Raw genomic sequence first — 19343 nt, 5'->3', positions numbered from 1 at the left:
GGGCGCGGCGTTTCAACGGAGACTCTATGAACTACGTCATCGGCGTCGATATCGGCACGCAGAGCACGAAGGCGCTGCTGGTCGACGAGCAGGGCGCGATCGTCGCGCAGCATGCGTCGAGCTATCAGCCCGATACGCCGAAGCCGCTGTGGGCCGAGCAGTGGCCCGCGGTGTGGCTGAAGGCCGTGGTCGAATGCGTGGCCGCGTGCGTGAGCGATGCGAAGACGGCCGGCATCGCGCCGGGCGCGATCAAGGCGCTGTGCGTGAGCAGCCTGTATGGCGGCTCGGGCATCCCGGTCGACAACGACATGCGGCCGCTCGCGCCCTGCCTGATCTGGATGGACCGGCGCGCGACCGCGCAGGTCGACTGGGTGCGCGAGAACATCGATCTCGATCGGCTCTATACGATCACCGGCAACGGAGTGGACAGCTACTACGGTTACACGAAGATGCTGTGGCTGCGCGAGTACGAGCCGGACGTGTGGGCGCATACGCGCTATTTCCTGCCGCCGAATACGTACGTGATCTATTTGCTGACCGGCGAGGTCGCCGTCGATCACAGCTCGGCCGGCAATATCGGCGGCGTCTACGATATCGCGCGGCGCGACTGGTCGGACGAAGCGCTCGACATGCTCGGCATTCCCGCGACGATGATGCCGGAGCGGCTCGTCGAATCGTCGGAGGTGGTGGGCGGGCTGTTGTCGCAATGGACCGCGCAGCTCGGGCTCGACGCGGGCACCGCGATCGTCGCGGGTGGCGTCGATGCGGCGGTGGCCACGTTCGCGGCCGGCGTCACGCGCGCGGGGCAGCACGTCGCGATGATCGGCACCAGCATGTGCTGGGGTTACATCAATCAGCGTGTCGACGCACGGCACGGTTTGATCAGCATGCCGCACGTTTTCAACGGGCAGCACGACATCTACGTATTCGGCGGCGCGATTACCGCGGGCGCGTCGGTCACTTGGTATCGCGAGCAATTCTGTCATGCGGAGATCGAGGCCGCGCGCGCGACACCGCATGGCGATCCGCATCGGCTACTCGAAGAGAGCGCCGCGCAAGTACCGGCCGGCGCCGACGGCGTGCTGTACCTGCCGTATCTGATGGGCGAGCGCAGCCCGGTGTGGGATGCGAAAGCGAGCGGCGCGTTCGTCGGGCTGTCGCTGTTTCATACGCGCGCGCATCTGTATCGCGCCGTGCTCGAAGGCGTGTCGTTCGCGCTGAAGCACAACATCGAGGCGGGGCGCAAAGGCGCGCAATCGCTCGACGACAAGCTGATCGTGGTCGGCGGCGCCGCGCACTCGGACCTGTGGATGCAGATCATCGCCGACGTCACCGGCTATCCGGTCTACACGATCGAGCAGGACGTCGAAGCCGCGATGGGCGCCGCGCTGCTCGCCGCGCTCGGCGTCGGTCTCGTGTCGCGCGAAGCGGCGCAAGGCGGCTGGGTCACGCTGATCGAGCGCGCGCAGCCCGACGCACGGCGCATGGCGCTATACAAAGAGCGCTTCGGCGTGTACACGGACCTCTATCCGGCGTTGAAGCCGGTCATGCATCGGTTGCAATCGTCATGAACGCCACTTTCGATTTCTCCGGCCGCTCGATTCTGGTGACGGGCGCCTCCAGCGGCATCGGCCGCGCGACGGTCGAGGCGCTGTGCGCGAGCGGCGCGTCGGTCGTCGCGGCCGCGCGCAACGTGAACGAGCTCGCGCGGCTCGCCGAGGAAACCGGCTGCGAGCCGTTGACGCTCGACGTCGGCGACGAAGCCGCGATCGACGAAGCATTGGCCTCGCTCGAACCGTTCGACGGTCTCGTGAATTGCGCTGGCATCGCGTTGCTCGAACGCGCGGTGGATACGACGGCCGCGAGCTTCGATCGCGTGATGGCGGTGAATGCGCGCGGGGCGGTGCTGGTCGCGAAGCACGTCGCGCGTGGCATGCTCGACGCGGGGCGCGCGGGCAGCATCGTCAACGTGTCGAGCCAGGCCGCGCTCGTCGCGCTCGACGATCATCTGAGCTATTCGGCGTCGAAGGCCGCGCTCGATGCGGTCACGCGCGCGTTGTGCATCGAGCTTGGGCCGTACGGAATTCGCGTGAACAGCGTGAACCCGACGGTCACGCTGACGCCGATGGCGGTGCTGGCGTGGAGCGATCCTGTCAAACGCGATCCCGCTTTGCAGGCGATTCCGCTCAGGCGCTTTGCCGAATCGGCGGAAGTCGCCGCGCCGATTCTGTTTCTGTTGAGCGACGCGGCGTCGATGATCAGCGGGGTGTGTTTGCCGATCGATGGTGGTTACACGGCGCGCTAGAGGGTGTCAGGCACTGTCGGTTGCCGGGTGAAATGGAAGTACACGGAGGCCCCGGCAGACGGCTGGGGCCGTCCGGTGCGAGGAAACGCAGGCTACTCGCTCAGAAGAAGACGCTTAAGCTTGTCAAGGAAAGCCTCAGTGGTCTGCTCCCACGCCGTCGGATCGCACTGGTAGCCAAATTCCTCCTCGAAGGCCGCGTCAAGATTTCCAGCATGATCGCTCTTGAACCGGTCTATGTCGGCCACCGTCGCGTTGATCATGTCTGGCGTGCATCCGCTTGCACAAGCCCGGACCAACTCTTCAATTGTGTTTCCCCAGTAGTCGAAATCTTCATTGAAGTAGCCAAGGATCAATTGCCCCAGATCGTAATATTTCATGCATCAATACCCACCAATCACTTATCGAGCATAGCTGTGAGGATGTAGTACGGCATCCCGTTATACGCCCCGTACTTCAAGACAACCTCCACTTTACTGCTATCTACCAACCTGTCGGTCTTCCTGACCAATGCGTATCCTACTTTTCTTGCAACGTCCTTTCTCAGCGTCAAAACCCGGTTTGGTGCTGCTTTTGTCCATGCGTGAATCTGCAAGACATTTGCGCGCATTGTTTCCGATATAGCCCACTCCGCCTCCTCAAGATTTACGAAAGACGAAACTACTTTCTTTTCCGGCTCCAGCCTGAGCCTCTCCCGCAACTGCGCTTCAGTCCTCCCGACATGTTTCAAAAGCGTATGTCCACCGATCCGGCTGCCCGCTTTTGCCTCGTACGTTTGCAGGTTAACCCGGCCCATCGTGACGCGCGCAGCGCGTGCCGCCCTGATCGAGCCAGCAAAGCCGAATGGCACGGCGATATCGAGGGACAGGCCGATATTGTTCGCCATGTCGGGGCTCGCCTTCATCGCTTCAGCGAGTTTCGTCGTGCCCTACTGGGTCAGCGTGGCCGTGTCCTGACCAGTCCAGATTTGCCGCAGGCCCGCCGCTGCCGAGTCCGAGCCATGTACCCCGAACACGACACACCCGGCTTTGCTCGCCATCGTCGGCTCCGGCAAGACGCACAGCGCACCCGCACCGACCATTTCCAGCACGCCGCCGACGACCTGTAACCCGCCCCAAAGCCGGTTTGAAAGCATCTCGGTCTGGCTGATCGACTGGCGGGATAGCACGGCCGCGAGTTGCGGAGCACTCAGTACAACCTTCACTCCTTCGGCATTATCTGCACCGGGCATATCGAATCCCTCTGATGTTTTTATGGGATTCCGATGCTGCCGTGCGGACCGTCTCTCAAGATTCGGACAACTCCGAATTTTCCGTAGCCCGATGCACGGTGCCTGTTCTGCATCACTTTAAGTGACTTGGGGAACGCCACGAAAATCACAGTCCGTGATTTTCATCGTTCGTGTCGTAGCGCCGCGCGCGCGCTAACCGCTACAGCATCGTCCGCACGTGCCACAGCTCGGGGAACAACACGACGTCGAGCATCCTGCGCAAATACGGCGCGCCGCTGGTGCCGCCGGTACCCTGTTTGGAGCCGATAGTCCGCTCGACGGTCGCTACATGGCGGAAACGCCATTGACGGAACGCATCCTCGAGATCGACGAGTTCCTCGGCCATCTCGTACAGCTCCCAGTGCCCGGACGGATTGCGATAGACCTCGAGCCACGCCGCTTCGACCGATGCATCATGTTCAGTCGGCTTCGTCCAGTCGCGCTCGAGCCGCGCGGGCGAAATCGCGAAGCCGCGGCGCGCGAGCAGCCGCACTACATTGAAGCCGGTCATGCATCGGTTGCAATCTCCATGAACGCCACTTTCGATTTTTCCGGCCGCTCGATTCTGGTGACGGGCGCCTCCAGCGGCATCGGCCGCGCGACGGTCGAGGCGCTGTGCGCGAGCGGCGCGTCGGTCGTCGCGGCCGCGCGCAACGTGAACGAGCTCGCGCGGCTCGCCAAGGAAACCGGCTGCGAGCCGTTGACGCTCGACGTCGGCGACGAAGCTGCGATCGACGAAGCATTGGCCTCGCTCGAACCGTTCGACGGTCTCGTGAATTGCGCTGGCATCGCGTTGCTCGAACGCGCGGTGGATACGACGGCCGCGAGCTTCGATCGCGTGATGGCGGTGAATGCGCGCGGGGCGGTGCTGGTCGCGAAGCACGTCGCGCGTGGCATGCTCGACGCGGGGCGCGCGGGCAGCATCGTCAACGTGTCGAGCCAGGCCGCGCTCGTCGCGCTCGACGATCATCTGAGCTATTCGGCGTCGAAGGCCGCGCTCGATGCGGTCACGCGCGCACTGTGCATCGAGCTTGGGCCGTACGGAATCCGCGTGAACAGCGTGAACCCGACGGTCACGCTGACGCCGATGGCGGTGCTGGCGTGGAGCGATCCTGTCAAACGCGATCCCGCTTTGCAGGCGATTCCGCTCAGGCGCTTTGCCGAATCGGCGGAAGTCGCCGCGCCGATTCTGTTTCTGTTGAGCGACGCGGCGTCGATGATCAGCGGGGTGTGTTTGCCGATCGATGGTGGTTACACGGCGCGCTAGAGGGTGTCAGGCACTGCCGGTTGCCGGGTGAAATGGAAGTACACGGTGGCCCCGGCAGACGGCTGGGGCTCTCCGATGGGAGGAAAACCGGGCTACTCACTCAGAAGACGCTTAAGCTTGTCAAGAAAAGATTCCGTTGTGTGACCCACAGCCTCGGATCGAATTGTCTGCCAAATTCGGTCTCAAGGGCTGCGTCAAGATTTCCAGCGTGATCTCGCTTGAACCGGTCTATGTCGGCCAGCTTCGCGTTAATCATTTCTGGCCTGCACCTGCTTGCACAAGCCCGAACCAACTCTTCGATTGTGTCTCCCCAGTAGTCGGAATCTTCATTGAAGTAGACACCAATCAATTGATCCAGATTGTCGTAACCCATATGTCGGTATTCACTCGAAATCAGTTCACGGAAGCCCTATTAACTGACGGGGGCCGTCCGGTGCGAGGAAAATCAGGCTACTCGCTCAGGAGAAGACGCCTAAGTTTGTCGAGAAAAGCCTCAGTGGACTGCTCCCACGCCGTCGGATCGCACTGGTAGCCAAAGTTCTCCTCAAAGGCAGCGTCAAGATTTTCAGCATGGTCGCTCTTGAATCGGTCTATCTCGGCCACCGTCGCGTTGATCTCTTCCGGTGTGCATTCGCATGTAAAAGACAAAACCAATTCTTCAATTGTGTTTCCGAACAAGTCGAAATCTTCATGGAAGCGGCCACAAATCAATTGATACAAGTTTTCGTATCTCATACATCGATATCCACGCGGAATCAGCGTTCGACCATAGCCGTGAGAATGTAGTAGGGCATCCCGTTGTATGTCCCCTACTTCAAGATGACCTTCACCTTACTGCAAACCACCAATGTATCTGTCTTCCTGATCAATGCGTGACCAACTTTTCGTTCTTTTCCAGCGTCAGAGTTCGTTTTGGTGCTGTCGTCCATTGCTGAATTTTTAAGGTATTTGCGCGCATCGTTTCCGAAATAGCCCACTCCGCCTCCTCAAGATTGGCGAAAGACGATACTTCGGTTCTTTTCGGTTCCAGCCTGAGCCTTTCCCGCAACTGCGCTTCAGTCCGTCCGACATGTTTCAAGAGCGTATGTCCACCGATCCGGCTGCCCGCCTTCGCCTCATGCATGTCGAGGTTGATCCGGCCCATGGTGACACGCGCAGCGCGTGCCGCCCTGATCGAGCCGGCAAAGCCGAATGGCACGGCGATATCGAGGGACAGGCCGATATTGTTCGCCATGTCGGGGCTCGCCTTCATTGCTTCAGCGAGTTTCGTCGTGCCCCGCTGGGTCAGCGTGGCCGTGTCCTGACCAGTCCAGATCTGCCGCAGGCCCGCCGCTGCCGAGTCCGAGCCATGGACCCCGAACACGACACACCCGGCTTTGCTCGCCATCGTCGGCTCCGGCAAGACGCACAGCGCACCCGCACCGACCATTTCCAGCACGCCGCCGACGACCTGTAACCCGCCCCAAAGCCGGTTTGAAAGCATCTCCGTTTGGCTGATCGACTGGCGGGATAGCACGGCCGCGAGTTGCGGAGCGCTCAGTACAACCTTCACTCCGTCGGCATTATCTGCACCGGGCATATCGAACCCCTCGGATGTTTTTAGGGGGTTCCGATGCTGCCGTGCGGACCGTCTCTCAAGATTCGGACGACTCCGAATTTTCCGTAGCCCGATGCACGGTGCCTGTTCTGCATCACTGCAAGTAGTGATGGCTTGCTCTTTGTTCCCCGCTAGGATGCCAGGTTCGCCAGGGAAGTGCCTTGCACGCGCTAACCGCTACAGCATCGTCCGCACGTGCCACAGCTCGGGAAACAGCACCACGTCGAGCATCTTGCGCAGATACTGCGCGCCGCTCGTGCCGCCGGTGCCCTGCTTGAAGCCGATGATGCGCTCGACCGTCGTCACGTGGCGGAAGCGCCACTGGCGGAACGCATCCTCCAGATCGACGAGTTCCTCGGCCATCTCGTACAGATCCCAATGCCCGGACGGATTGCGATACACCTCGAGCCACGCCGCTTCGACCGATGCATCATGTTCGGTCGGCTTCGTCCAGTCGCGTTCGAGCCGCGCGGGCGAAATCCTGAAGCCGCGGCGCGCGAGCAGCCTCACCACTTCGTCGTAGAACGATGGCGCTTCGAGTGATGCCTTCACTTGCGCGTACACGTCGGCGCGATGCGCGTGCGGCATCAGCATCTGCTCGTTCTTGTTGCCGAGCAGGAATTCGATCTGCCGGTACTGATACGACTGAAAGCCCGACGAACTGCCGAGGTACGGCCGCATCGCCGTGTATTCGGACGGCGTCATCGTCGCGAGCACGCTCCACGCCTGCACCAGCTGCTCCATGATTCGCGACACGCGCGCAAGCATCTTGAACGCGGGCGGCAGGTCGTCGCGATGCACGGCCGCGAGCGCCGCGCGCAGTTCGTACAGCGCGAGCTTCATCCATAGCTCGCTCGTCTGATGCTGGATGATGAACAGCATCTCGTTGTGATCCGGCGACAACGGATGCTGCGCGTCCAGCACCGTGCCGAGCGACAGATAATCGCCGTAGCTCATCGACTCCGAGAAGTCGAGCTGCGCGTCGTGCCAGCCGCTGTCGGCCGCGCTCGCGGACGGCGCCGACGCCGTCCGTCCGTGCCCGAACGGGCAGCCTTGTGCCGCCGGTTCTTCTGGCAAGCCCGGCGTGTGCATGTGATCGGTCATTCTGTCGTCCTCAGGTAACGGCGCCGCGCTGGGCGAATTCAGGAGCCCGCCAGGCCTCGCGAGCGAGCACGTCGCGCAAGATTTCGACGGCGTCCCATACGTCGACGAAGCGCGTGTACAGCGGCGTGAAGCCGAAGCGCAGCACGTGCGGCTCGCGATAGTCGCCGATCACGCCGTGCGCGATCAGCGCCTGCATCACCTCGTAGCCGTGCGGATGTTCGAAGCTCGCGTGCGAGCCGCGCTGCGCATGCTCACGCGGCGTCACGAGCTTCAGTGGAAATTCGCCGCAACGTGTCTCGACGAGTTCGATGAACAGATCGGTCAGCGCGAGCGACTTCTCGCGGACGGCCTCCATGGTCGTTTGCAGGAACACGTCGAGCCCGCATTCGACGAGCGCCATCGACACCATCGGCTGCGTGCCGCACAGGTAGCGGCCCACGCCGCTGTCGGGCTGATACGTCGGGTTCATCTCGAACGGCGCGCGATGGCCCCACCAGCCCGACAGCGGCTGCGCAAACTCGTTCTGATGACGTCTGGGCACCCACACGAAGGCGGGCGAACCGGGACCGCCGTTCAGATACTTGTACGTGCAGCCGACCGCGTAGTCGGCACCGACGCCGTTCAGATCGACCGGGACCGCGCCCGCCGAATGCGCGAGATCCCACAGCGCGAGCGCGCCCCTGTCGTGAATCAGCTTCGTCAGCGCGGCCATGTCGTGCATGTAGCCGGTGCGGTAGTTCACGTGCGTGATCATCGCGATCGCGGTGTCCACGCCGATCGCGTCGGGCAGTTCGGACGGATCGTCGACGAGGCGCAGCTCGTAGCCGCGATCGAGCTGCTCGATCAGGCCCTGCGCGATATACAGATCGCTCGGGAAGTTCGAGCGCTCGGACACGATCACGCGACGCTTCGGATCGCGCGCATTGGCGAGCCGCACGGCGGCCGACAGCAGCTTGAACAGGTTGATCGAGATCGTGTCGGTAATCACGACTTCGTCTTCGGCCGCGCCGATCAGCGGCGCGAGCTTGTTGCCGAGTCGGCGCGGCAGCGCGAACCAGCCGGCATTGTTCCAGCTGCGGATCAGTCCTTCGCCCCATTCGGCGGCGATCACGGTCTGCGCGCGCTGCGCGGCGGCGGCCGGCGGCACGCCGAGCGAGTTGCCGTCGAGATAGATGGTCGTCGGCGACAGCGCGAACTGGTCACGCAGCGCTGCGAGCGGTTCGGCGCAGTCGAGCGCCACGGCTTCATCACGATGGTTCATGGTGGTTCGATGGGTTGGGTTGTCGGGTTGATCGCTCGCCGGGGAGCGTGGCTGAGCGCGAGCCGGGCAGTGCACGCAGCACCGCGCGCACCGGGCTCGCGTCGAGCGTGGTCAGCTTCAGCGGCAGCGCGATCAGCTCGTAGTCGCCGGGTTCGACCGCGTCGAGCACGATGCCCTCGAGAATCGCCATCCGGTGCACGCGAATGCGGTGATGCGCATCCATCGTCTTCGATTCCTGCGGATCGAGCGACGGCGTGTCGATGCCGAGCAGCGTCACGCCGCGCGCGGCGAGCAGGTCGACGGTCTCGGGCGCGACCGCGCAGAACGCACTATCCCACTCGCGCGTCGGCGCTTTTCTGTAAGTGCGCAGTAAGACTCGCGGCGGCAAATCGTCGAGCGAGCCGGCCAGATGTTGTGGCGTCACAACAGGCGACGCGCCGATACAGTCAATCACTCTGCATAAACCGAGATATGCGTCGAGCGGCACGTTGCCGATCGCGGCGCCGTCAGCGTCGTAGTGCAGCGGCGCGTCGGTATGCGCGCCGGTGTGCGGCGAGATCGTCAGACGCGCGACATTGACCGGCGAGCCAGCCTCCATGCGCCAGACGCGCTCGATGCCGACCGGCGTGTCGCCCGGCCAGACGGGCGTGGCGGTATCGACGGCGGGGGTGATGTCCCAGAGTGCTCGCATGACGGTGTCGACGGTTGGTAACTATCTCTAAATGATAGAGGTCAAGCTGTGAAATGTGATTGCGAAAAAATCTCCTTACCAGCCGTGTCTTGGAACATAATTTGATTCAAACCGGAAAGGGAGACCGAATATGAACGCGATCTCGCTCGACGCCACCGATTGCCGTATCTTGACGGTGCTTCAGCAGGAAGGACGGATCAGCAATCTCGACCTGGCGGAGCGCATCTCGCTCTCGCCATCGGCCTGTCTGCGACGCCTGCGTCTGCTGGAAGAGCAGGGCGTCATCGAACACTACCGAGCGTGCCTGAACCGCGAAGTTTTGGGGTTCGAGCTGGAAGCGTTCGTGCAGGTATCGATGCGCAACGACCAGCAGAACTGGCACGAGCGCTTTGCCGACGCGCTGCGCGACTGGCCAGAAGTGGTCGGCGCTTTCGTCGTGACCGGCGAAACCCACTATCTGCTGCGCGTGCTCGCGCACAACCTCAAACACTATTCGGACTTCGTGCTCAATCGCCTGTACAAGGCGCCGGGGGTGATGGACATCCGCTCGAACATCGTGCTCGAAACGCTGAAGGAAGATTCGGGCGTGCCGGTGTCGCTCGTGAAGAAGACCAGCGGGCACGGAGCCACGCATAGCGACCGTTGAGGATGATGAGGGCGGGGCGTGCCGTTTTCGACGCGTCCGACCGACAGGCGCTACAGACGTTACAGACGCCAGGGAAGCGCCGCGCCGCTCAGAGCGGCTTCAGGCCGTGGAACTGCGCGCTCTGGAACACGAGCGGCAGCATGTCCGCGGCATTTTCATGCACACCGCAGCGCTCCACTTCGCCGACGAAAATCACGTGGTCGCCTTCCTCGTAGCGGCTGCGGTTATGGCATTCGAACCACGCGAGTGCGCCGTCGAGCACCGGCATGCCGCTGTCGCCCGCCGCGTGCGACACGCCCTCGAAGCGGTCGCCCTTCACGGTCGCGAAGCGCTTGCACAGATCGAGCTGCGTCGAGGCCAACACATTGATCACGTAGTGACTGTTGGCGCGGAACACCGGCATCGATGCGGAGCGCGTCGCGAGACTCCACAGCACGAGCGGTGGAGAGAGCGACACCGAGTTGAACGAACTGGCCGTGATGCCGATCAGTTGGCCGGACGCGGCGCGCGTCGTAATCACGGTGACGCCGGTCGCGAACTGGCTGAGCGCCTGTTTGAACGCGGACGGGTCGAAGTTGGGTGGGCTCGCGCGCTTCATCGGGGCGAGGCCCCCGTCGCGCGCCGTGTGAAAGACCGACTACGGCGCGAATCAAGGCGCGAATTGACGCGTATACCCGCGCGGCGGGAAGCGGATGTTTCGAAAGTCATGGTGAAAATCGTTGATTTCCGCCAATTTTAACTGCAATCGCCGCGCGCGCCGCACCACGATGCGTGCGGTGCGTGGCAGCCGGGCGGCTGGATCGGCGATCTCCTCGACGGGCTGCACCCGAAAATTTGCCGATCGTGCTGGATCGAGGCGCGGGCGCGGCGCTTGCGTGTTTGAGGCACGGTTATTCACCCGTCGCGTGCCGGCGTTTCTATACTCGATATCTGCACGGCCGGATTTGCGGTCATTGCGCGACGGGTGCCTGACTCGTGCCTGACTGCGCCTTTCAGAACGCGTTTTCGGCCATATATTCGGATGCGGTGGCAGATACGGCGGCGCTACGCAGGCCGGCTGCCGATCATTGTGTGAATCTGATCCTGGGGTGAAGCTTATGAACGAGACAGCAACGCTCGGCGGTGGATGTTTCTGGTGCCTCGAAGCGGTGTATCTGGGCGTCGAGGGCGTCAATGCGGTGGAGTCGGGTTATGCGGGCGGTCACACGCGCCATCCGAGCTACGAGCAGGTCTGCGACGGCGACACCGGTCACGCGGAAGTGGTCAAGGTCGACTTCGATCCGGCTAAGATCAGCTATCGCGAGATTCTCGACATCTTTTTCGCGATCCACGATCCGACCCAGCTGAACCGGCAGGGCAACGACGTCGGCACGCAATATCGCTCGGTGATCTTCACGCATTCCGACGCGCAGCGCGAAACCGCGCTGCAGGCGATTCGCGAGATCGGCGAACAGCGCATCTACGACGGCAAGCTCGTGACCGAGGTGCTGCCGCTCGGCGACAACTACTGGCCCGCCGAGGCTTATCACCAGAACTATTTCGCGCAGCATCCGAATCAGGGCTACTGCTCGTTCGTGGTAGCGCCGAAAGTCGCGAAATTCCGCCAGAAGTTCGCGCATCGGATCAAAGCGGGTTAACGGCGCAGCGCGGGGATTGGAGTCGGCAACGGGCGGATGCGTAAGACCGCCCGCCGCTGTTCGTCACTGCGGTTCCTGTGCTTGCGATGGCACCTCGTCGCCGTTATCGCCGCGTCCCTGCGTGACACGCACGCAGGCTTCGACGATTTCTTCGGCCAGTTTCACGCAGCTGAGCGGCGCCGATCCCTCCGCCTTGTTGTTGACCGCGATCACGACCGGCTGACCAGCGAGCGCGTAGCGCGCGGCCAGTTCGGCGAGCGACGCGCTCGTCGCCGGATCTTCGTCGACGAGCCGGTTGAACGGCTCGTACTTCGCCTTCGCCTGTTCGTACTTGAAACCGCCGTGCAGGCTCCAGCGCACGATCAGCGGACCGGCCGGCTCGCCATCGAGCAGCGCGAGCGCCGCGGCCTGGCGCAGCGGATCGGGCATCCGTGCGTGAATGCCGACGCAGTAGCGCACGCCAGCCGTCTTCAGCATGCGGATGAAGCGCGGCGTGAGCAGGCTCGCGTCGCGAATCTCGACCGCGTAGCTACTGCCGTCGGGCAGCCCGGGCAGCGCGTCGAAAAACTCTCCCAGTCGTTCGATGATTACCGCCGGCTGCGCGAGCATCTGATCCGGCAGCGGCGAGAACTGGAACACCAGCGCGCCGGCCTTTGCGCCGAGGCCTTCGAGGCAGGGCGTGACGAAATCGTCGATCGCCATCTGCGCGTTCAGAAAGCACGGGTTCAGCGACACCGGCTCGCCGCGCTCGGCGCGCACGGTGGCGTCGGTGATCGTCATCGGCGCCTTGACGATGAAGCGGAAGTGCTCGGGCACCTGCTGCGCGTAGCGCAGGTATTCGGTGACCGTCAACGCCTGGTAGAACGAGCGGTCGATGCTGACCGTCTTCAGCAGCGGATGTGCGCCGTACGCACTCAAGCCCTCGCGCGACAGTTTGCTGTTGCTGTAGTCATCGCCGTAGACGATGCCTGTCCAACCCGGGAACGACCATGTCGACGTGCCGAGGTGGATCTGCGGCGGCAATTGCGCCGCGAGTGCGAGCAGCTCCGGCGACGGCGGTGCAGCGAGCACGTCGCGGCTGCGGCGCTTTTCGGGGCGTCGGCGGAAGCCGGGGCGGAGTCTGGTTCAGGAGCGGGGCTGTCGGGCGGGGCGTCGGCTTCGAACAGCGACGCGGCGGCGTTGGATTTTGCGGTCTTCGGCGTGCGCTTGTGCTCTGGCTGCGCGGCAGCGCTTGCGGCCGAATCGGCTTCACGTGCGGACATGGCCGGCGCTTCTGCCGCGGCCTCCACCGGCATCCCGAACAGATCGAACTGCTGCGTGGCCTGCTGCGCCGCATCGTCCGCGCTGCCGTCCTTGCCGTTCAACGGCTCTTCAACGTCACTCGTCCTGCTCTGGTCCATCAATGTCCGGCCTGCTGTTCATCAGAATTGCGCCGCGGCGCGCGCTTCATGCACGCCGCCGCGGCGCAACCGGTCACAAACCGGGTCACAGCCGGGTCACAGCGGTTTTTCGTACATGTAGCGGCGCGACCACGGCAGGGTTTTCGCGCTGCGGCCGGCTTTGCGGCACACCACCTGGAAAATCGACACGTCGTCGTTTTCGAACGCATACGCGCAGCCGGCCAGATACACGCGCCAGATGCGGAATTTTTCGTCGTCGACGAGCTTGCGCGCCTGGTCTGCGTGGGCTTCGAAATTTTCCGCCCAGATGTCGAGCGTGTGCGCATAGTGACGGCGCAGGCTTTCGACGTCAACCGCTTCGAGCCCGCCGCGCTGCATCGCTTCGAGCGCGAGGCTGATGTGCGGCAGCTCGCCGTCCGGGAACACGAAGCGGTCGATGAACTCACCGCCGCCGAGCGCGGTTTCGCCGCTATCGGCGTCGCTCGACGTGATGCCGTGGTTCATCGCGATGCCGTCGTCGGCGAGCAGATCGTGAATTTTCTGGAAATAGCCGGGCAGGTTCTTGCGGCCGACGTGCTCGAACATGCCGACGCTCGTGATGCGGTCGAACTGCCCCTTGACGTCGCGATAGTCCTGCAGGCGGATTTCGATCTGGTTTTCGAGGCCCGCCGCTTTCACGCGCGCGGTGGCGAGATCGAACTGGTTCTGCGACAGCGTGACGCCGACGCACTTCGCGCCGAACTTCTGCGCGGCGCGCAGCACGAGCGCGCCCCAGCCGCAGCCGATGTCGAGCAGACGCTGCCCGGGCTGCAGCTGGATTTTGGTCAGAATGTGATCGATTTTCTTCAGCTGCGCGGTCGCGAGGTCTTCGGTGCCGGTCTCGAAGTACGCGCACGAGTAGACCATGTTCTCGTCGAGCCACAACTTGTAGAACTCGTTCGACACGTCGTAGTGATACTGGATCGCTTTCTTATCCGACGTCTTCGAGTGATTGAAGTAGCGCCGCACGCGCGCGAGCTTGCCGGCGCTCGTCACGGTGCTGCGCGCGAGCAGATAGCCGATATTGATGATGTCCGACAGCTTGCCCTCGATGTCGATCTTGCCTTTGACATAGGCTTCGCCAAGATTGTCGAGGCTCGGTTCGAGCAGATAGGGCAGCGCGGTTGCGCTCTTCACGTGTAGCGTGACCCGGGGCGCGGCGAACTGCCCGAAGTCGTGTTGCTGACCGTCCCACAGCACGAGGCGTGCGGGCAGGTTAGCTGTGGTTTTGACATCTTCAACCCACTGCGCCAGCTTTTTCTCCCAGAACATGTGATCTCTCCGTGTTCGTTGATTTAAAGCAAAGCTATGTGGACCGCGACATGGCGCGGCGCATTCCGCGGGCCGCGCAACGCAATCCCGCCGACGCGCGCCGCTACGTTGGCGCCGCCGCCGGCCTCATTCGTCCGGTCATCGACCGGTCAGGGCGACAGGCGTGCGATCAGCCAGTTGGCGCTTTCTTCCGCGCGCGTGTAAAGCAGACGATCGTGCAGCCGAGACGGCCGCCCCTGCCAGAATTCGATCGCGTCGGGCACCAGACGGTAGCCACCCCAGTGCGGCGGACGCGGAGGATTTTCGCCGTATTGCAGGCTGATTTCGCGTTCGCGTACTTCGAGTTGCGAACGGCTTTCAATCACCTGACTCTGATTCGATGCCCATGCGCCGATCCGCGAGCCGAGCGGACGAGACGCGAAATACGCGTCACTGTCTGCTTCGCTCGTTTTGACGACGCGGCCCTCGATGCGCACCTGGCGTTCGAGTTCGATCCAGTGAAACAGCAGGCTCGCGTAGGGGTTCACGCTCAGTTCGCGGCCCTTGCGGCTTTCATAGTTGGTGAAGAATACGAAACCGCGCTCGTCGACGCCCTTGATGAGCACGATGCGTGCCGAAGGCCGGCCGCGCGCGTCGACCGTGGCCAGCGTCATTGCATTCGGCTCGGGCAGCTTGGCGTCGATGGCCTGCTGGAACCACGTGTCGAATTGACGGAACGGATCGTGGTTGACGTCGGCAACGTCCAGTGAGTCCAGCGAGTAGTTTTTTCGAAGCTCGGCGAGTGAGATCATGTTCTTATGCGAACGCTACAGTGTGGGCCAAGTATAGCTAAGGCGTCAGGGTTTTGCGCGCGAGCGGAGCAACATATGGCGCGGCGCATGTTGCGCCAGCGCAAGCCTGCAACATTGCGTCGCTGCTCGTGGTTCTGCGCGGCTGTTTTCACGTGTTCAGGCAAAATACGGGCTGCGCGCCCCATTTGCCAAAGCAATTTGCCAAGGCGATTTGCCAAAGCGCCGCCGCCTGCTTTGTTCCGCCTGTGTTTTCGAGCCCTGCCATCATGTCCAGCACCGCCGCGCAATCCGATCTTACTACCAGCCTCGACGCGAACGAAACCGCCGACCGCGCGCGCCGTTTCGGCGGCATCGCCCGTCTGTATGGCGCGCCCGCGCTCGCCGCATTCGAGGGTGCGCACGTCGCGGTGATCGGCATCGGCGGGGTGGGGTCGTGGGTCGCGGAGGCGCTTGCGCGCAGCGCGCTCGGCACGCTGACGCTGATCGATCTCGACAACGTCGCGGAAAGCAACACGAACCGGCAGATTCACGCGCTCGACGGCAACTACGGAAAACCGAAGGTCGAAGCGATGGCCGAACGCATCGCGGCAATCAATCCGTACTGCGAGGTGCGGCTGATCGAGGACTTCGTCGAGCCGGACAATTTCGCGGCCACGCTCGGCGACGGCTTCGACTATGTGATCGACGCGATCGACAGCGTGCGCACGAAGACCGCGCTGATCGCATGGTGCGTCGAGCGCAAGCAGCCGCTGATCACGGTCGGCGGCGCGGGCGGTCAGCTCGACCCGACTCGGATCCGCATCGACGATCTCGCGCTGACGATCCAGGACCCGCTGCTGTCGAAGGTGCGCGGGCAGTTGCGCAAGCAGCATGGCTTTCCGCGCGGGCCGAAGGCGAAGTTCAAGGTGAACGCCGTGTATTCCGACGAGCCGCTGATCTATCCGGAAGCGGCCGTCTGCGATATCGATGAAGAAGCCGAGCACGTGAGCACGTCGCCGGGGCATACGGGGCCGGTCGGCTTGAACTGCGCGGGGTTTGGCTCCAGCGTGTGCGTGACCGCGAGCTTTGGTTTTGCGGCCGCGGCGTACGTGTTGCGGGAGCTGGCGAAGAAGGCGACGGTTTAGGTGGGAGCCCGGGCGGCGGTTTCAACCGCGCTGACCCAGGCTGCCATCGGGCAAAACATCACAATCGATCAATACAACGACGCGCTCAGCCTGCGCCGCCACTGCGACACCAGCTCCGGCTGATGCGCGGCCAGATCGAACACCGACAACATCGTCTTGCGGCCGATATCGTCGCGGAACGCGCGGTCGCGTTGCACGATCGCGAGCAGATGTTCGAGTGCCTGCGCGTATTTGCGTCGCGCGATAAACGCATTCGCAAGATCGAAGCGTGCTTCGAGATCGTCGGGGTTGCCGGCGACACGCGCTTCGAGCGCATCGGTGGGCGGCAGGTCCGCGGCGGCGTCCACCGCGTCGAGCCGCGTCTTGATCGCGTTGAAACGCGCGTCGATGCCTTGCGTGGTTTTCGGCGACAGCAGATCGACTTCGTTGCGCGCCTCATCGATGCGGTTGTCTTCGAGCAGTAACTCGATGCGGTCCATACGCGCGTCGTCGAAGCCCGGGTCGTACGCGAGCGCCGCTTGCAGCAGGTCGTAGGCGTCGTCGCGGCGGCCTTCGGCGAGCGCGGTCTGCGCTTCGATGCGCGCGGCCGGCGCCCCTTGCGGCACGAGCCGGTCGAGGAACTCGCGCAGTTGTCCTTCCGTCAGCACGCCGACGAACTGATCGACGGCCTGGCCGTCGGCGAACGCGATCACGTGCGGAATGCTGCGCACCTGGAAGTGCGCGGCCAGCTCGTGGTTCTCGTCCACGTTGACCTTCACGAGCTTCCATTTGCCGGCGGCTTCGGCTTCGAGCTTTTCGAGCATGGGGCCGAGACTCTTGCAGGGGCCGCACCACGGCGCCCAGAAATCAACCAGCACGGGGGCCAGCATCGACGCCTTGATGACGTCCTGTTCGAAAGTGGCCAGAGAGGTGTCCATTGCATCCTCGTCGATAGAAATGGTTTGTGGTTAGCTGGGGCCGAATGGCACGAATTCAATGCCCACCCTGGCGCGCGGGCCCGGCGCCGTCACTTGCGCTGCGGCAACGGAATCCATTCGGTTTCGCCGGGCACGTGGCCCATTTCCTGATTGGTCCACGCGAGCTTCGCGGCTTCGATCTTCTCGCGCGAGCTCGCGACGAAATTCCATTCGATGAAGCGCTCGCCGTCGAGCTTCTCGCCGCCGAGCAGCATCACGCGCGCGCCGTGCGTGCTCGCGAGCGTGACGGTTTCGTCGAGCGCGAGCACGGCCATCTCGGCCGCTTCGAGCGGCGTGCCGTCGATTTCCAGATCGCCTTCCACCAGATATACACCGCGCTCCTCGTGCTCCGGTTCGAGCGCGAACGCGCTGCCCGGCGTGAAGTCGGCGGCGACGTACAGCGTGCCCGAAAACGTCGCGACCGGCGACACCGCGCCGAACGCGGTGCCCGCGATCACGCGCAGCGTCACGCCGTTGCGCTCGACGACCGGCAAGGTCGCCGCCGCATGATGCGCGAACGACGGCGCGGCGTCTTCGTCGGCGAGCGGCAGCGCGACCCAGGTCTGGATGCCGTGAACCGTCTGGCCGCGCGCGCGGTCTTCCGGCGGCGTTCGCTCCGAATGGACGATGCCGCGCCCGGCCGTCATCCAGTTGACGTCGCCGGGGACGATCTTCTGCTCGGAGCCGAGGCTGTCGCGATGCATGATCGCGCCGTCGAACAGATAGGTGACGGTCGCGAGGCCGATATGCGGATGCGGGCGCACGTCGAGGCCGCTGCCGGGTTCGAGGGTCGCGGGGCCCATGTGGTCGAAGAAAATGAACGGGCCGACGAGGCGCGCCGCCATTGCAGGCAGCACGCGCCGCACGGTCAGATTGCCGATGTCGCGTAAGTGCGGTTTGAGGACGGCTTTGATCGAGGAAGTCATGGGCAGGCTCGACGGGAAAGTGGAAGGAGAAGGCTGGAATGATCGATTCTACTGCGCGTCGCGCGCTCCCGACGGCAACGGCGCACGCTCGCCACGAGCGGGCGCAACGAAGCGAATTTGCGGCCTCCGTTACACTGCCAGATTGCACCGTTTCATTGGAGACCCGGATGTCGCCCAGGGACTTGCTGCTCGCGCTCATCGTCGTGCTTGCGTGGGGCGTCAATTTCGTCGTGATCAAGGTCGGCCTGCATGGCGTGCCGCCGATGCTGCTCGGCGCGCTGCGCTTTACACTCGCCGCGGTGCCGGCGGTGTTTTTCGTCAAGCGGCCGCAGATGCCGTGGCGGTGGCTGTTCGCCTACGGCGCGACGATCTCGTTCGGGCAATTCGCGTTCCTGTTCTCGGCGATGTACGTCGGCATGCCGGCGGGGCTTGCATCGCTGGTGCTTCAGGCGCAGGCGTTTTTCACGCTGATCTTCGCGGCGCTGTTTCTGCACGAGCGCTTCCGTTTGCCGAACGTCGCGGGTCTGCTGATCGCCGCGGCGGGGCTCGCGGTGATCGGCCTGCAAGGCGGCCACACGCTGTCCGTCGCTGGTTTCCTGCTGACGCTGTGCGCCGCGTGCATGTGGGCACTCGGCAACATCGTTACGAAGAAGGTCGGCAAGGTCGATCTGGTCGGACTCGTCGTGTGGGGGAGCCTGATTCCGCCGCTGCCGTTTTTCGCGGCGTCGTTCGTGTTCGAAGGGCCGCGCGAGATCGCCGCCGCGTTGACTGGTATCAGCGCGCTGTCGATCTTCGCGATCGTCTATCTGGCGTTTATCGCGACGCTGCTCGGCTATGGCTTGTGGAGCCGTCTGCTGTCGCACTATCCGGCGAGCCAGGTCGCGCCGTTCTCGCTGCTGGTGCCAATCGTCGGACTCGCGTCGGCGTCGCTGCTGCTCGGCGAGCAACTGTCTGCGATGCAGGTGGCGGGCGCGTTGCTCGTGATGGCGGGGCTCGCGGTCAACGTGTTCGGCGGCTGGGTCGTGCAGCGCTTGATACCGGCACGCTGAGCAACCGTTGC

19 protein-coding genes and 4 pseudogenes are annotated in these 19343 nt (G+C 63.6%); 7 read left to right on the top strand and 16 right to left on the bottom strand.

Features of this window, described 5'->3' with window-relative positions:
• The first annotated feature begins 26 nt into the window (after positions 1 to 26).
• Together OKW41_RS37295 and OKW41_RS37290 are read left to right on the top strand one after the other, a co-directional pair.
• Positions 27 to 1571 carry an FGGY-family carbohydrate kinase gene (locus OKW41_RS37295; protein ID WP_429575646.1) on the top strand — a complete coding sequence of 515 codons (1545 nt, stop codon included), beginning with the start codon at positions 27 to 29 and terminating at the stop codon, positions 1569 to 1571.
• On the top strand, positions 1568 to 2305 hold the full coding sequence (locus tag OKW41_RS37290; RefSeq protein WP_429575645.1) for an SDR family oxidoreductase: 738 nt from the start codon (positions 1568 to 1570) through the stop codon (positions 2303 to 2305). Before OKW41_RS37295 ends, OKW41_RS37290 begins: the two co-directional genes overlap by 4 nt.
• Positions 2306 to 2397: 92 nt before the next feature.
• On the opposite strand, the gene OKW41_RS37285 is transcribed toward OKW41_RS37290, so the two are convergent.
• From OKW41_RS37285 to OKW41_RS37275, 3 genes and pseudogenes are all read right to left on the bottom strand, one after another.
• Positions 2398 to 2682 (bottom strand): contact-dependent growth inhibition system immunity protein, encoded by a 285-nt coding sequence (locus tag OKW41_RS37285; protein WP_184066461.1) that lies wholly within the window; start codon positions 2680 to 2682, stop codon positions 2398 to 2400.
• Positions 2683 to 2699: 17 nt separating this feature from the next.
• Positions 2700 to 3533 (bottom strand): annotated as a pseudogene (locus tag OKW41_RS37280) (RNase A-like domain-containing protein).
• 199 nt (positions 3534 to 3732) lie between these two features.
• Positions 3733 to 4068 (bottom strand): annotated as a pseudogene (locus OKW41_RS37275) (tryptophan 2,3-dioxygenase family protein); the annotation flags it as partial.
• A gap of 33 nt (positions 4069 to 4101) precedes the next feature.
• On the opposite strand from OKW41_RS37275, the gene OKW41_RS37270 reads away from it, so the two are divergent.
• On the top strand, positions 4102 to 4839 hold the full coding sequence (locus tag OKW41_RS37270) for an SDR family oxidoreductase (protein WP_429575644.1): 738 nt from the start codon (positions 4102 to 4104) through the stop codon (positions 4837 to 4839).
• 100 nt (positions 4840 to 4939) lie between these two features.
• Here the strand turns inward: OKW41_RS37270 and OKW41_RS37265 are convergent, their stop codons facing one another.
• The 6 genes and pseudogenes from OKW41_RS37265 to kynB all read right to left on the bottom strand — a co-directional run bounded on the left by OKW41_RS37265 (position 4940) and on the right by kynB (position 9492).
• Positions 4940 to 5212 carry a contact-dependent growth inhibition system immunity protein gene (locus OKW41_RS37265; protein ID WP_429575643.1) on the bottom strand — a complete coding sequence of 91 codons (273 nt, stop codon included), beginning with the start codon at positions 5210 to 5212 and terminating at the stop codon, positions 4940 to 4942.
• Between the two features lie 77 nt (positions 5213 to 5289).
• Entirely contained in the window at positions 5290 to 5574 is a 285-nt protein-coding gene (locus tag OKW41_RS37260) for a contact-dependent growth inhibition system immunity protein (protein WP_429451498.1), read from the bottom strand.
• Between the two features lie 74 nt (positions 5575 to 5648).
• A pseudogene (locus OKW41_RS37255) lies at positions 5649 to 6418 on the bottom strand (RNase A-like domain-containing protein).
• 195 nt (positions 6419 to 6613) lie between these two features.
• Complete coding sequence (kynA, locus tag OKW41_RS37250; RefSeq protein WP_429451493.1) at positions 6614 to 7540, bottom strand: tryptophan 2,3-dioxygenase; 927 nt, start codon at positions 7538 to 7540, stop codon at positions 6614 to 6616.
• 10 nt (positions 7541 to 7550) lie between these two features.
• Complete coding sequence (gene kynU, locus OKW41_RS37245) at positions 7551 to 8801, bottom strand: kynureninase (protein WP_429575642.1); 1251 nt, start codon at positions 8799 to 8801, stop codon at positions 7551 to 7553.
• Positions 8788 to 9492, bottom strand: a complete 705-nt coding sequence (gene kynB, locus OKW41_RS37240) for an arylformamidase (protein ID WP_429575641.1) — start codon at positions 9490 to 9492, stop codon at positions 8788 to 8790. The genes kynU and kynB overlap by 14 nt, the downstream gene beginning before the upstream one ends.
• Before the next feature lie 130 nt (positions 9493 to 9622).
• Here kynB and OKW41_RS37235 point away from each other — a divergent pair, with 130 nt between their 5' ends.
• Entirely contained in the window at positions 9623 to 10138 is a 516-nt protein-coding gene (locus OKW41_RS37235) for an Lrp/AsnC family transcriptional regulator (RefSeq protein WP_429451486.1), read from the top strand.
• A gap of 88 nt (positions 10139 to 10226) precedes the next feature.
• Here the strand turns inward: OKW41_RS37235 and OKW41_RS37230 are convergent, their stop codons facing one another.
• Together OKW41_RS37230 and OKW41_RS37225 are read right to left on the bottom strand one after the other, a co-directional pair.
• Positions 10227 to 10736 (bottom strand): flavin reductase family protein, encoded by a 510-nt coding sequence (locus tag OKW41_RS37230; RefSeq protein WP_090801653.1) that lies wholly within the window; start codon positions 10734 to 10736, stop codon positions 10227 to 10229.
• Between the two features lie 51 nt (positions 10737 to 10787).
• A complete protein-coding gene (locus tag OKW41_RS37225; RefSeq protein ID WP_429575640.1) occupies positions 10788 to 11036 on the bottom strand; it encodes a hypothetical protein in 249 nt (82 codons plus the stop codon).
• A 199-nt stretch (positions 11037 to 11235) separates the two neighbouring features.
• On the opposite strand from OKW41_RS37225, the gene msrA reads away from it, so the two are divergent.
• The gene (gene msrA / locus OKW41_RS37220; protein ID WP_187616370.1) at positions 11236 to 11775 is read left to right on the top strand and encodes a peptide-methionine (S)-S-oxide reductase MsrA; all 540 of its coding nucleotides are present in this window, start codon (positions 11236 to 11238) and stop codon (positions 11773 to 11775) included.
• A 63-nt stretch (positions 11776 to 11838) separates the two neighbouring features.
• Here the strand turns inward: msrA and OKW41_RS37215 are convergent.
• From OKW41_RS37215 to pdxH, 3 genes and pseudogenes are all read right to left on the bottom strand, one after another.
• Positions 11839 to 13175 (bottom strand): annotated as a pseudogene (locus OKW41_RS37215) (DUF72 domain-containing protein).
• A gap of 96 nt (positions 13176 to 13271) precedes the next feature.
• Complete coding sequence (locus OKW41_RS37210; protein ID WP_429575639.1) at positions 13272 to 14486, bottom strand: class I SAM-dependent methyltransferase; 1215 nt, start codon at positions 14484 to 14486, stop codon at positions 13272 to 13274.
• Between the two features lie 149 nt (positions 14487 to 14635).
• Positions 14636 to 15277: a pyridoxamine 5'-phosphate oxidase gene (gene pdxH, locus OKW41_RS37205; RefSeq protein WP_429451476.1), complete on the bottom strand. Its 642-nt coding sequence runs from the start codon at positions 15275 to 15277 to the stop codon at positions 14636 to 14638.
• A gap of 266 nt (positions 15278 to 15543) precedes the next feature.
• Between pdxH and tcdA the strand changes: the two genes are divergently transcribed.
• Positions 15544 to 16401 carry a tRNA cyclic N6-threonylcarbamoyladenosine(37) synthase TcdA gene (gene tcdA, locus OKW41_RS37200; protein WP_429451475.1) on the top strand — a complete coding sequence of 286 codons (858 nt, stop codon included), beginning with the start codon at positions 15544 to 15546 and terminating at the stop codon, positions 16399 to 16401.
• Between the two features lie 68 nt (positions 16402 to 16469).
• Here the strand turns inward: tcdA and trxA are convergent, their stop codons facing one another.
• Together trxA and OKW41_RS37190 are read right to left on the bottom strand one after the other, a co-directional pair.
• On the bottom strand, positions 16470 to 17318 hold the full coding sequence (trxA, locus tag OKW41_RS37195; protein ID WP_429575638.1) for a thioredoxin: 849 nt from the start codon (positions 17316 to 17318) through the stop codon (positions 16470 to 16472).
• 89 nt (positions 17319 to 17407) lie between these two features.
• Positions 17408 to 18283 carry a pirin family protein gene (locus OKW41_RS37190; protein WP_429575637.1) on the bottom strand — a complete coding sequence of 292 codons (876 nt, stop codon included), beginning with the start codon at positions 18281 to 18283 and terminating at the stop codon, positions 17408 to 17410.
• Between the two features lie 167 nt (positions 18284 to 18450).
• Here OKW41_RS37190 and OKW41_RS37185 point away from each other — a divergent pair, with 167 nt between their 5' ends.
• On the top strand, positions 18451 to 19332 hold the full coding sequence (locus OKW41_RS37185; protein WP_429575636.1) for an EamA family transporter: 882 nt from the start codon (positions 18451 to 18453) through the stop codon (positions 19330 to 19332).
• Positions 19333 to 19343 lie beyond the last annotated feature (11 nt).

The organism is Paraburkholderia sp. UCT70, assembly GCF_050434085.1.
Classification (GTDB): Bacteria; Pseudomonadota; Gammaproteobacteria; order Burkholderiales; family Burkholderiaceae; genus Paraburkholderia; species Paraburkholderia tuberum.
Note: the sequence above shows the minus strand (reverse complement) of the source record. Positions and strands in the feature narration are given on the sequence as shown.